We start from the raw sequence: 12,677 nt of genomic DNA on the forward strand, positions 1-12,677 counted from the left end.
GGTACAACGTGGAAAACGACTGCAACGACACCGGGTTCAACGCGCCCGCCATTCGCCCAGGCGGCTGCGCAGGCGCGCGGCACACTGGCTGTGCAACTGGCTGACTCGCGACTCGCTGACCCCAAGCACCTCACCGATTTCCTTGAGGTTCAGCTCTTCGTCGTAGTACAGCGCCAGCACCAGGCGCTCACGCTCCGGCAGGTTGGCGATGGCCTCGGTCAGGGCCGCCTGGAAGCGCTCGTCCTCCAGGCCACGTGCAGGTTCGACCTGACCACTGGCACCATCCTCATGCAACCCTTCGTGCTCGCCGTCCTGCAGCAGGTCGTCGAAGCTGAACAGGCGGCTGCCCAGGGTATCGTTCAAGATCCCGTAGTAATCATCGAGACTCAACTGGAGTTCGGCAGCAACTTCATGATCTTTAGCGTCACGCCCGGTTCTGGCCTCCACGGCACGCATCGCGTCACTGACCATGCGCGTGTTGCGGTGCACCGAACGTGGCGCCCAGTCGCCCTTGCGCACTTCGTCGAGCATGGCGCCGCGAATACGAATGCCAGCGTAAGTTTCAAAGCTGGCGCCCTTGCTGGCATCGTACTTGTTGGCCACTTCCAGCAGGCCGATCATGCCGGCCTGGATCAGGTCCTCGACCTGCACGTTGGCCGGCAACCGCGCCAACAGGTGGTAGGCGATGCGCTTGACCAATGGGGCGTAGCGCTCGATCAGCTCGTACTGCGCGTCTTTCGATGCTCGGCTGTACATCTTGAAACCACTCGCATTCATAACACGGGTCCCGCGCTGGTGGGTTGCACCAGGCGCTCGACAAAGAATTCCAGGTGACCGCGCGGGTTGGCCGGCAGCGGCCAGCTGTCGACCTTCTGCGCAATCGCCTTGAATGCCAGGGCGCACTTGGAGCGAGGGAAGGCTTCGTAGACGGCGCGCTGCTTCTGCACGGCCTTGCGCACGCATTCGTCATACGGCACGGCGCCCACGTACTGCAGGGCGACATCGAGGAAGCGGTCGGTGACCTTGGTCAGCTTGGCAAACAGGTTGCGCCCTTCCTGCGGGCTCTGGGCCATGTTGGCCAACACGCGGAAGCGGTTCATGCCGTAGTCGCGGTTGAGCAGCTTGATCAGGGCATAGGCATCGGTGATGGACGTGGGTTCGTCACACACCACCAGCAGCACTTCCTGGGCCGCGCGGACGAAGCTGACCACCGAGTCACCAATACCGGCAGCGGTGTCGATCACCAGCACGTCGAGGTTGTCGCCGATTTCGCTGAACGCCTGGATCAACCCGGCATGCTGGGCCGGGGCCAGGTGCACCATGCTCTGGGTGCCCGAGGCCGCCGGGACGATGCGCACACCGCCAGGGCCCTGCAGCATCACGTCACGCAGCTCGCAGCGCCCCTCGATGACATCGGCCAGGGTGCGCTTGGGCGTAAGGCCGAGCAACACGTCGACGTTGGCCAGGCCCAGGTCGGCGTCGAGCAGCATGACCCTGCGGCCGAGCTCGGCCAGCGCCAGAGACAAGTTCACTGAAACGTTAGTCTTGCCGACGCCACCTTTGCCACCGGTCACGGCGATCACCTGTACGGGATGCATGCTACCCATGTCTGTTATTTACCTTGTCTCGCTGGGACTCAGGCCACACGTGGGGCAATTCTGCGTACCCCTTGGCATAGCTACCTTGCACACGCTTCATCATCAACCCGCTCGCCGTGGGTTGTGATAGAGATCAGCGAACATGTCGGCCATGGCCTCTTCGCTGGGCTCGTCCTGCTGCTGCACATTGACCGCACGCGACACCAACTGGTGCCCTCGCGGCAGGTGCAGGTCGTCAGGAATGCGCGGCCCATCGGTCAGGTAGGCCACTGGCAGTTCATGACTGATGGCAAGGCTCAGGACATCACCCAGGCTTGCCGTTTCATCGAGTTTGGTCAGGATGCAGCCGGCCAGACCGCAGCGTTTGTAGCTGTGGTAGGCGGCGGTCAGCACCTGCTTCTGGCTGGTGGTGGCCAGGACCAGGTAGTTCTTCGCGGCAATGCCGCGCCCGGCCAGGGTTTCCAGTTGCATGCGCAGGGCCGGGTCGCTGGCCTGCAGGCCAGCGGTATCGATCAGCACCACGCGCTTGCGCAGCAGTGGCTCCAGCGCCGCAGCCAGTGACTGGCCAGGGTCGACGTAGGTCACCGGTACGTTGAGGATGCGGCCCAGGGTCTTGAGTTGCTCCTGCGCACCGATGCGGAAGCTGTCCATGCTTACCAGCGCCAGGTTGTGGGCGCCGTACTTGAGTACGTAACGCGCGGCCAGCTTGGCCAAGGTGGTGGTCTTGCCCATGCCGGCAGGGCCGACCATGGCGATCACCCCGCCCTCTTCGATCGGCTCGATCTCGGGGATGTCGATCATCCGCGCCAGGTGCGCCAGCAACATGCGCCAGGCCTGGCGTGGCTCGTCGATTTCGGCGGTCAGGTCGAGCAGCTCACGGGCGATCGGGCCAGACAGGCCGATGCGCTGCAGGCGGCGCCAGAGCGTGGCCTGCTGCGGCTTGCTGCCCTGCAGCTGGTTCCAGGCCAGCGAGCCGAGCTGTACTTCCAGCAGCTCGCGCAGGCCAGACAGCTCGGAGCGCATGGCATCGACCAGGCGCGCATCGACCGGCGCCGCAGCCGGGGCTGCAGCGGCAGGCGCGGGGGCGTCGACGTGTGGTTCGATCAACGGCTCGGCGGCGGTCAGCGACTGCCCGGCGAACAATTGGCGGTTGTTGTCGCTGCTGTCCGGGCGGGGATCCAGCTCGGCACGGGCAGTGGCGATGCGCGTATGGGTCTTGCGCAGCTCTTCTTCCAGCTCGGCATTGGGCACACGCGGGGCCAGGGCGGACAGCTTGTAGTCCAGCGCAGCCGTCAGTTCGACACCTCCGGCGATGCGGCGGTTGCCGATGATGGCGGCATCAGCGCCCAGCTCATCACGGACCAGCTTCATGGCCTGACGCATATCGGCGGCGAAAAATCGCTTAACTTGCATTATCCACTACCTCAGCCGTTAGGGCCCACGGTGGCAACGATGGTGACTTGCTTGTTGTCCGGTATTTCCTGATACGCCAGAACATGCAAATTCGGTACAGCCAGGCGACCGAAACGCGACAGCATGGCGCGGATCGGGCCGGCGACCAGGAGGATGGCCGGCTGGCCCTGCATTTCCTGGCGCTGGGCCGCTTCGATCAGCGAACGCTGCAGCTTCTCGGCCATGCTCGGTTCCAGAAGAACACCGTCTTCCTGACCTTGCCCGGCCCTTTGCAGACTATTGAGCAAAATCTGTTCCAACCTTGGTTCCAGAGTAATCACTGGCAGCTCTGACTCAACGCCGACAATGCTTTGCACGATGGCGCGACACAATCCGACGCGCACCGCCGCCACCAGCGCGGCGGTATCTTGACTCTTGCTGGCGTTGTTGGCGATCGCCTCGGCAATGCTGCGAATATCGCGCACCGGCACCTGCTCCGACAACAGCGCTTGCAGCACCTTGAGCAGGCCCGACAAGGAAATGACACCTGGCACCAGCTCCTCGGCAAGTTTAGGCGATGCCTTGGCCAGCACCTGCAGCAATTGCTGGACTTCTTCGTGGCCGATCAGCTCGTGACAGTGCTTCTGCAGAATCTGGTTGAGGTGGGTGGCCACCACGGTACTGGCATCGACCACGGTATAGCCCAGCGACTGCGCCTGGGCGCGCTGGCCGACGTCGATCCACACCGCTTCCAGGCCAAACGCCGGGTCCCGCGCGGCGATGCCGTTGAGGGTACCGAACACCTGGCCAGGGTTGATGGCCAGCTCACGGTCCGGATAGATCTCTGCCTCGGCCAGGATCACCCCCATCAGGGTCAGGCGATAGGCGCTGGGCTGCAGGTCGAGGTTGTCACGGATGTGCACGGTAGGCATGAGGAAGCCCAAGTCCTGCGAGAGCTTCTTGCGCACCCCCTTGATCCGCGCCAGCAACTGGCCACCCTGGTTGCGGTCGACCAGCGGAATCAGCCGGTAGCCGACCTCCAGGCCGATCATGTCGATGGGCGTGACGTCATCCCAGCCCAGCTCCTTGGTTTCCTGCGCACGCTGCGGCGAAGGCAGCAAGTCCTGCTGGCGCTGCGCTTCCCTCTGCGCCTCGAGCTTGGCCTTCTGCTGCTTCTTCCACACCAGATAGGCGCCACCGCCAGCCAGCAGGCCGAGGCTGAGAAAGGCAATATGCGGCATGCCTGGCACCAGGCCCATGACGATCATCAGCGCCCCGGACACCGCCAGGGCCTTGGGCGAATCGAACATCTGCCGGTTGATCAGCTTGCCCATGTCCTCGGAGCCCGAGGCGCGGGTGACCATGATGGCGGCCGCAGTAGACAGCAACAGTGATGGCAACTGCGCCACCAAACCGTCACCGATGGTCAGCAAGGCGTATACCTTGCCGGCATCGCCAAAGCTCATGCCGTGCTGCAGCATGCCGATCAGCATGCCACCGATCAGGTTGATGAACAGGATCAGCAAACCGGCGATGGCGTCACCGCGCACGAATTTGCTGGCACCGTCCATCGAACCGTAGAACTCGGCCTCCTGGGCCACCTCGGCACGGCGGTGCTTGGCCTGGGCCTGGTCGATCAGGCCAGCGTTGAGGTCGGCATCGATGGCCATCTGTTTGCCAGGCATGGCGTCGAGGGTAAACCGCGCGCTCACTTCCGAGATTCGCCCGGCACCCTTGGTCACCACCACGAAGTTGATGATCATGAGGATGGCGAACACCACGGCGCCGACCACATAGTTACCGCCGATCACCACCTCGCCGAAGGCCTGGATCACCTTGCCGGCAGCGCCGTGGCCCTCCTGGCCGTGCAGCATCACCACGCGGGTGGAGGCCACGTTCAGGGCCAGGCGCAACAGCGTGGCCACCAGCAGGATGGTGGGGAACGCGGCGAAGTCGAGGGGGCGCAAGGCGTACACGCACACCAGCAGCACCACGATCGACAGGGCGATGTTGAAGGTGAAGAACACGTCGAGCAGGAACGGCGGTATCGGCAACATCATCATTGCCAACATCACCAGCAGCAACAGCGGCACGCCCAGGTTGCCCCGGCCGAGCCCGGCCAGGTTGTGACGGGCGTTGCTGATTAACTGAGTGCGATCCACCACGAGTCCTCTTGATGCAAAACTTTGACGCCCCGGGGGCGACTGGGCGTGGCTTTGCAAGAAGCTTTCCAACTTTGTCCGGCTTCAGAGATTTGGCGCCTGCGAGATCGAGCGCCGAGCGGGCGGCGCTCGATCTCGCAGGCGCCATGCCTCATGGCGGGCTCCTGTCAGCTATCACGCCGCAGGTCCGGCGGAATCGGCAGATCTTCCTTCAAAGGCTCCGGTCGCTTGCCCTTGCCAGCGCGGTACTGGCGGATCTGGAACACATAGGCCAGCACCTGCGCCACCGCCAGGTACAAGCCGGCAGGGATTTCCTGTTCCACCTCGGTGGAGTAATAGATCGCCCGCGCCAGGGCCGGCGATTCGAGGATCTGGATCTTGTGCTCCGCGCCAATCTCGCGAATCTTCAAGGCAATGAAATCGGTACCCTTGGCCAGCAACAAAGGCGCCGCGCCACCCTTTTCCGGGTCGTACTGCAGGGCCACCGCATAGTGCGTGGGGTTGGTGATGATCACGTCGGCCTGCGGCACCGCCGCCATCATGCGCCGCTGCGACACTTCGCGCTGCAGCTGGCGAATACGCTGCTTGACCTCGGGCTTGCCCTCGCTGTCCTTGTACTCGTCCTTGATTTCCTGCTTGGTCATCTTCAGCTTCTTGTGCGTCTGCCAGAGCTGGAACGGCACGTCCGCCGCGGCGATCAACAGCAACCCGGCCGACATCCACAACGCACTCCAACCCACCACCTGCAGGCTATGGATGATCGCCTGCTCCAGCGGCTCGTTGGCAATCGACAGCAGGGCCTGGCGGTCGTTGACCAATACCACCACCGCCACCACCAGAATCACGAAGAACTTGGCCAGCGCCTTGAGCAGTTCGGTCAGGGCATGCATGGAGAACATCCGCTTGATCCCCGACAGCGGGTTCATGCGGCTGAACTTGGGCTGCAGCAGGCTGCCCGAGAACAGGAATCCACCGAGGGCAATCGGGGCCACGAAGGAAACCACGAACAGCAGGATCATGACCGGCTGCACAGCCCATATCGCCATCTTGCCCGAGGCCAGCAGAAAAGCCCCCATGGCCCGCTCGTCGACAATGATGTCGCGGCTCAGGCTGAAGTTCATGCGCATCATCGCCAGCAGCGTCTCGGCCAGGTAGCCGCCGAATGCCAGCAGGCCACCGGCACCGGCCAGGGTCACCGCCACCGTGTTCAGCTCCTTGGAACGCGCGATCTCGCCTTTCTCGCGAGCATCGCGCTTGCGCTTGTCGGTGGGCTCTTCGGTCTTGTCCTGGCCGCTCTCGCTTTCTGCCATGCTCAGCGCGCCCTCGCCAGTTCACGCAGCCATTGCAGCGCTTCGCTGGCCAATGCCTGGTAGTGGGACAATATATCGGCCAGGCCGACCCAGAAGATGAACATGCCCAGGACCAGGGTCAGCGGGAAGCCGATGGAGAAGATGTTCAGCTGCGGCGCGGCACGGGTCATCACGCCGAAGGCGATGTTGACCACCAGCAGCGCAGCAATCACCGGCAGGATCAGCAGCAGCCCGGCAGCGAATACCCACCCCAGGCGCCCGGCAAGTTCCCAGAAATGGTTGACCACCAGCGCATTGCCCACCGGCAAGGTGGTGAAACTTTCCGTCAGCACCTCGAACACCACCAGGTGGCCGTTCATCAACAGGAACAGGATGCTCACCAGCATGGTCATGAACTGGCTGACCACGGTGACGTTGACGCCGTTGCCCGGGTCGACCATCGAGGCGAACGCCATGCCCATCTGCACCGCGACGATCTGCCCGGCAACCACGAACGCCTGAAACAGCAGTTGCAGGGCCAGGCCGAACAACGCGCCGACGATGATCTGCTCGGCGCACAGCAGCAGGCCGCGCAGGCTCAGCGGGTCGAACTCGGGCAGCGGCGGCAGCGCCGGCACGATCACCACGGTAATCGCCAACGCCACGTACAGGCGCACCCGCGCCGGGAGCATGCGGGTACCGAATATCGGCATGGTCATCAGCACCGCCGTCACCCTGAACAACGGCAGGATGAAGGTGGCGACCCAGGTGCCGATCTGCGTGTCGGTCAGCTCGAGCATTGCCACGTCAACCGATCAGCTGCGGGATATTGGTGTACAGCGTGGTGATATATTCCATGAACTTCTGTACCAGCCAAGGCCCGGCAACGATCAGCGTGACCAGCATCACCAGCAGGCGCGGCAGAAAGCTCAAGGTCTGTTCGTTGATCTGCGTGGCAGCCTGGAACATGGCCACCACCAGGCCCACCAGCAGGCTCGGCACCACCAGCACGGCCACCATCAAGGTGGTCAGCCACAAGGCATCGCGGAACAGGTCGACAGCGACTTCAGGGGTCATCGGCGGCTCTCCTTGACGGCGTCAGACGCCGCCGAAACTGCTGGCCAGGGTGCCCATGATCAGCGCCCAGCCATCCACCAGCACGAACAGCATGATCTTGAACGGCAACGAAATGATCAGCGGCGACAGCATCATCATGCCCATGGCCATCAGCACACTGGCCACCACCATGTCGATGATCAGGAACGGGATGAAGATCATGAAACCGATCTGGAACGCGGTCTTCAGCTCGGAGGTGACGAACGCCGGCACCAGGATCGTCAGCGGGACCTGGTCCGGGCCGGCGATGTCGGTGCGCTTGGACAGGCGCATGAACAGGTCGAGGTCGCTTTGCCGGGTTTGCGCCAGCATGAAGTCCTTGAGCGGCCCCTGGGCCTTGTCGATGGCCTGCTGGGCGGTCATCTGTTCCTTCAGGTACGGCTGCAGCGCGTCCTGGTTCACCCGGTCGAACACCGGCGCCATGATGAACATGGTGAGGAACAGCGCCATGCCGGTGAGCAGCTGGTTCGACGGCGTCTGCTGCAGGCCCAGGGCCTGGCGCAGGATCGAGAACACGATGATGATGCGGGTGAAGCTGGTCATCAGGATGACGAACGCCGGGATGAAGCTGAGCGCCGTCATGATCAGCAGGATCTGCAGGCTGACCGAATATTCCTGCTGCCCGTCCGCGGTATTGGACAGGGTGATGGCCGGGATCGACAGCGGGTCGGCGGCCAGGGCCAGCGGCGCCGCCAGCAGCAGCGCCAGAATCAACAACAAACGCAGCGCGCCGCTCATCACTTCTTGTCCTTAGGGTCCTTGCCCATCAGCTCCATCAGCCGCTGGGCGAACTCCGGCGTCGCCTGGCGGGCGCTTTCCGGTACTTCCACGGGTTCGGCCAGCACATGCAGGGCCTCGATGCTGCCCGGGGTATGGCCGATCAGGATCTGCGCCTTGCCCACCTGCACCAGCAACAGCCGGTCACGCGGGCCGATGGCCCGGCTGCCGACGATCTCGATCACCTGCCCGCCCTTCACCGCAGCCCCTTGCATGCGCCGCAGCAGCCAGGCCAGGAAGAAAATCAGGCCGACCACCAGCAGCAGGCCAAAAACCATCTGCGCCAGCTGCCCACCCAGGCTGCCAGGGGCAGCCGCAGGGGTCGCCGCAGGGGTGGCCGCGGCCAGGCAGGCCTGGCTGGCAAGCAGCGCGGCGAACGCCAGGCTGGCGCGCATCGTGCCCTTCACTCAGCGCAGCTTCTTGATACGTTCGCTGGGGCTGATCACGTCGGTCAGGCGAATGCCGAACTTCTCGTTGACCACCACCACTTCGCCATGGGCGATCAGCGTGCCGTTGACCAGCACATCGAGCGGTTCACCGGCCAGGCGGTCCAGCTCGATGACCGAACCCTGGTTGAGCTGCAGCAGGTTGCGGATGTTGATCTCGGTGCTGCCCACTTCCATGGAAATGTTCACCGGAATGTCCAGGATCACGTCCAGGTTCGGGCCTTCGAGGCTGACATTCTCGCTCGGCTTCGGCGAGCTGGCGAACTCTTCCATCGGCAAGCGACCCGGGCCACCGACGCTGCCGGCGGTGTCGCCACCCAGCAGTGCATCGATGTCGGCCTGGCCGGCTGCACCGGTTTCTTCCAGCGCTGCAGCCCATTCATCGGCCAGCGCCTGGTCCTCTGGGGAGGTGATCTCGTTTTCGTTAGCCATGATTTCCTCGACAGGCATTCAATACGTTATGAGCGACCGGCGCGCCATCAGCGGCGTTCGATCGGGTCGATGATCTGCAGCGCCAGGTTGCCCTTGTGCGAACCCAGGCGCGCCTTGAACGAAGGCACGCCGTTGGCGCGCAACACCAGGTGTTCAGGCAGCTCCACCGGAATCACGTCGCCAGGCTGCATGTGCAGGATGTCGCGCAGCTTCAGCTGGCGCCGGGCAACCGTGGCGCTCACCGGCACGGCAACGTCCAGCACGTCCTCGCGCAGGGCCTTGACCCAGCGCTCGTCCTGGTCGTCCAGATCGGACTGGAAGCCAGCATCGAGCATTTCCCGCACCGGCTCGATCATCGAGTACGGCATGGTCACGTGCAGGTCGCCGCCACCGCCGTCCAGCTCGATGTGGAAGGTCGATACCACCACCGCCTCGCTGGGGCCGACAATGTTGGCCATGGCCGGGTTGACCTCCGAGTTCATGTACTCGAAGGTGACCGGCATGATCGCCTGCCAGGCTTCCCGCAAGTCGACGAAACACTGGTCCAGCACCATGCGCACCACGCGCAGCTCGGTGGGGGTGAACTCGCGGCCTTCGATCTTGGCGTGACGGCCGTCGCCGCCGAAGAAGTTGTCGACCAGCTTGAACACCAGCTTGGCATCGAGGATGAACAGCGCGGTACCGCGCAGCGGCTTGATCTTGACCAGGTTGAGGCTGGTCGGCACGTACAGCGAATGCACGTACTCGCCGAACTTCATCACCTGCACGCCACCCACCGCCACGTCGGCGGAACGGCGCAGCAGGTTGAACATGCTGATCCGGGTGTAACGGGCGAAGCGCTCGTTGATCATTTCCAGGGTCGGCATGCGACCCCGCACGATACGGTCCTGGCTGGTCAGGTCGTAGCTCTTGATGCTGCCAGGCTCGGTGGCGCTTTCGGTCTGCACCAGCCCGTCGTCGACACCATGCAACAAGGCATCGATTTCATCCTGGGACAGCAGGTCCTGTACGGCCATTGCGGACTCCTACTGCAATACGAAATTGGTGAACAGCAGCTGGTCGACGACCGGCTTGCCGACTTCCTTCTGCGCCACTTCCTGAACCACCGCGGTGGCCTTCTGGCGCAGCATCTCCTGCCCGACCGGGCTGCCGGCCAGGGTATCGAAGCCCTGCCCGGAGAACATCATCACCAGGTTGTTGCGGATGACCGGCATGTGCACCTTGAGGGCATCCAGGTCGGCCTGGTTGCGCGCCTGCATGGTAATGCTCACCTGCATGTAGCGCTGGCGACCGTTCTGGTTGAAGTTGACCACGAAGGCCGGGGCCAGCGGCTCGTAGATCGCCGCAGGCTTGACGTTACCGGCGGTTGCCTCGGCGGCCGGGGCAGGCTCGCTCTTGTGCATGATGAACCAGGTAGCGCCCACCGAAAGGCCGATCGCCAGCAACAGGCCGACGACCGCCAGCAGGATCAGCTTGAGTTTGCCTTTAGTGGCGGGGTCTTTGACTGCTTCGCTTTTCGCCATGCCAATAATCCGTCGTCCATCGGGGGTTCAAGGGAGGATGGCTTGGCTTGAGCAAGTGTTATGCCAGATTTGGCAGACAGGGCTATTTCAGCAGGCGCGACGATTCTGCCCTATTCGCAAGTGAGCCCCGCTCCTGCAGGTACCGCGCCGGGCTCGAAAGCGGTGAAAGCCCCGTGGGAGCGGGCTTACCCGCGAACCGGCCGGTGCGGCCAGAAGCCGCATCAGGCGTAGTAGTCGACCGCACTGTCACCGATAACCAGTTGCTGCTCCACCGGCCTGCCGCTGTCGGCGCTCTCGATACCGCCCTGCTCCGCCTGCCGCGCCGCCACCCCGGACAACTGGCTGCCCTGGGCCTGCGCCTGCTGTTGCTGCTGTTGCTGCCCACGCGACTGGTCGGCCACGTTGACATCCGGCTGGGCCAGGCCTTGCTGGGTGAACAGTTCGCGCAGGCGATGCACCTGGCTGTCGAGGGCGTCACGCACGCCGGCGTGGCCACTGATGAAGGTGATCTGGGTCGACTGGTCCGTCGCAACATTGACGCGAATGTCCAACCGACCAAGCTCTGCCGGCTCCAACTGGATGTCCGCCGACTTGAGGTTCTGGCTGGACAGGTACATGACCCGGTTGACCAGACCCTCGGCCCAGGCGTTCTGGTTCATTGGCAGCGGCTGGTGCAACGGGCCGGCATTGGCCGGCACGGCGTTGGCGGTCTTGGCCGTGGCGGCCTGGGTCAGGTTGGCCAGGCGGTTGGCGAAATCATCCACGCGGGTATCGCTGCTGGCGCTCCTGGTGTCCTTCAGGCCATCTTCGAGCAAGGCACCGAAGGCCTTGTCGCCAGGCTCGCCGGCATCAGCCGCGCCCGCCGAATCGCCCACGGCATCCTGCACCAGGTTCGCCAAGGTATTGACGGCCACAGGCGCATCGTCAGCTTGGGCCGACGCCGGGTCCTGGGCATGTACCGAGGTTGTCCCTTTGGCCTGGGCACTGTGCTCCAGGGCCAAGCGCAAGGTGGGCAGGTTGGCCAGCGGGTCGGCGTCGGGGTCGAAGGTTTCCTCGGCGGCCGGCGCTGCAGGCGCCGCGACCGTGGGCTGCGCCGTGGCGGCCTGCAGCACCGGTGCCACGGTCTCGGCCTGGGCCTGGATCAGTTGCGCACCGGGCTGGGCGTCGGTGACCTGGCCGGCCACCAGGCTGGCATCGCGCATGTCGGTGTCAGCCTGCAGCGGGGCGTGGCCGTCGGCTGGCAAGGGTTTGCCGTCATCGGCAACAGCGGGCGTGTCGGCGGGCTCGGCCTTGCCGCCTGGTGCCGCTTCGGCTTTGTCCTTGGGCTTGGCCTGGGCGACCTTGTCATCCTGCCCAGCAGCCTTGTCCCGGCCCTGCCTGGCCATTACCTGACCAAAGCCAGCGCCCTTGTCCGCCGGTGCCTGCAGCGCTTTGTCGGCCTGTGCGGCGGGCGAACGCGAGGTATTGGCAATGGCGTTGGCTTGCAACAATGGGTTGGGTGCGACAGGCATCGAGCGGTCTCCGCGCCAGGAACAAAAAAGACATCCAGGCAGAGCAAAGCAAGAATCGGGCCAAGTTGCCCTGTCAACCGGTCAAAATACGTTGCTGCTCACCCCGGTAGAAATGTTGTACTTCAAGGAACTCCCGATCGATACGGGTGATCAGGTCTTCAATGCCATACAGCGGGGGCCGCCGCGCGCGCTCCTCCAGCTGCTGGCACAGGCGGGCCAAGGCAACGGCGCCCATGTTGCTGCTGCTGCCCTTGAAGCTGTGCGCGACCGTACTGAGTTCCTCGGCACTTCTGGCCGCGTGCAACTGGCTCAGGCGCCGCTCGGAATCGTCGAGGAAGGTCTGCACCAGTTGCAGATAGCCATCCTCCATGACTTCACGCAGGTCGCTGAGTACCTTTTGGTCAATATGCATGTCAGTCACTTGTTCACTC

The 12,677-nt window shown here is 64.0% G+C and carries 14 protein-coding genes; all 14 read right to left on the reverse strand.

Going from position 1 to position 12,677, the window contains the following annotated elements; all coding sequences use genetic code 11:
- Positions 1 to 36 precede the first annotated feature (36 nt).
- The 14 genes from fliA to HU763_RS17005 all read right to left on the reverse strand — a co-directional run bounded on the left by fliA (position 37) and on the right by HU763_RS17005 (position 12,667).
- Complete coding sequence (gene fliA, locus HU763_RS16940) at positions 37 to 777, reverse strand: RNA polymerase sigma factor FliA (RefSeq protein WP_046614576.1); 741 nt, start codon at positions 775 to 777, stop codon at positions 37 to 39.
- On the reverse strand, positions 774 to 1,616 hold the full coding sequence (gene fleN, locus HU763_RS16945; protein ID WP_170034241.1) for a flagellar synthesis regulator FleN: 843 nt from the start codon (positions 1,614 to 1,616) through the stop codon (positions 774 to 776). The genes fliA and fleN overlap by 4 nt, the downstream gene beginning before the upstream one ends.
- A gap of 84 nt (positions 1,617 to 1,700) precedes the next feature.
- Positions 1,701 to 3,011, reverse strand: a complete 1,311-nt coding sequence (gene flhF, locus HU763_RS16950) for a flagellar biosynthesis GTPase FlhF (RefSeq protein ID WP_186688799.1) — start codon at positions 3,009 to 3,011, stop codon at positions 1,701 to 1,703.
- Between the two features lie 11 nt (positions 3,012 to 3,022).
- A complete protein-coding gene (gene flhA / locus HU763_RS16955; RefSeq protein ID WP_170031090.1) occupies positions 3,023 to 5,152 on the reverse strand; it encodes a flagellar biosynthesis protein FlhA in 2,130 nt (709 codons plus the stop codon).
- Positions 5,153 to 5,319: 167 nt separating this feature from the next.
- On the reverse strand, positions 5,320 to 6,462 hold the full coding sequence (flhB, locus tag HU763_RS16960) for a flagellar biosynthesis protein FlhB (RefSeq protein ID WP_186688797.1): 1,143 nt from the start codon (positions 6,460 to 6,462) through the stop codon (positions 5,320 to 5,322).
- Between the two features lie 2 nt (positions 6,463 to 6,464).
- Positions 6,465 to 7,241: a flagellar biosynthetic protein FliR gene (fliR, locus tag HU763_RS16965; protein ID WP_170031092.1), complete on the reverse strand. Its 777-nt coding sequence runs from the start codon at positions 7,239 to 7,241 to the stop codon at positions 6,465 to 6,467.
- A 7-nt stretch (positions 7,242 to 7,248) separates the two neighbouring features.
- Complete coding sequence (fliQ, locus tag HU763_RS16970; protein WP_016488420.1) at positions 7,249 to 7,518, reverse strand: flagellar biosynthesis protein FliQ; 270 nt, start codon at positions 7,516 to 7,518, stop codon at positions 7,249 to 7,251.
- A 21-nt stretch (positions 7,519 to 7,539) separates the two neighbouring features.
- Positions 7,540 to 8,295, reverse strand: a complete 756-nt coding sequence (gene fliP / locus HU763_RS16975) for a flagellar type III secretion system pore protein FliP (RefSeq protein ID WP_170031094.1) — start codon at positions 8,293 to 8,295, stop codon at positions 7,540 to 7,542.
- Positions 8,295 to 8,729, reverse strand: a complete 435-nt coding sequence (fliO, locus tag HU763_RS16980) for a flagellar biosynthetic protein FliO (RefSeq protein WP_186688860.1) — start codon at positions 8,727 to 8,729, stop codon at positions 8,295 to 8,297. Before fliO ends, fliP begins: the two co-directional genes overlap by 1 nt.
- A gap of 12 nt (positions 8,730 to 8,741) precedes the next feature.
- Entirely contained in the window at positions 8,742 to 9,212 is a 471-nt protein-coding gene (gene fliN, locus HU763_RS16985) for a flagellar motor switch protein FliN (protein WP_186679736.1), read from the reverse strand.
- Positions 9,213 to 9,259: 47 nt separating this feature from the next.
- Positions 9,260 to 10,228, reverse strand: a complete 969-nt coding sequence (fliM, locus tag HU763_RS16990; protein ID WP_170031096.1) for a flagellar motor switch protein FliM — start codon at positions 10,226 to 10,228, stop codon at positions 9,260 to 9,262.
- A gap of 9 nt (positions 10,229 to 10,237) precedes the next feature.
- On the reverse strand, positions 10,238 to 10,735 hold the full coding sequence (fliL, locus tag HU763_RS16995; protein WP_186679730.1) for a flagellar basal body-associated protein FliL: 498 nt from the start codon (positions 10,733 to 10,735) through the stop codon (positions 10,238 to 10,240).
- Positions 10,736 to 10,956: 221 nt separating this feature from the next.
- Entirely contained in the window at positions 10,957 to 12,246 is a 1,290-nt protein-coding gene (locus tag HU763_RS17000) for a flagellar hook-length control protein FliK (protein ID WP_186688787.1), read from the reverse strand.
- A gap of 73 nt (positions 12,247 to 12,319) precedes the next feature.
- Entirely contained in the window at positions 12,320 to 12,667 is a 348-nt protein-coding gene (locus HU763_RS17005; RefSeq protein ID WP_186688784.1) for an Hpt domain-containing protein, read from the reverse strand.
- Between the last annotated feature and the right edge of the window lie 10 nt (positions 12,668 to 12,677).

It is taken from the genome of Pseudomonas anuradhapurensis (genome assembly GCF_014269225.2).
Lineage (GTDB): Bacteria > Pseudomonadota > Gammaproteobacteria > Pseudomonadales > Pseudomonadaceae > Aquipseudomonas > Aquipseudomonas anuradhapurensis.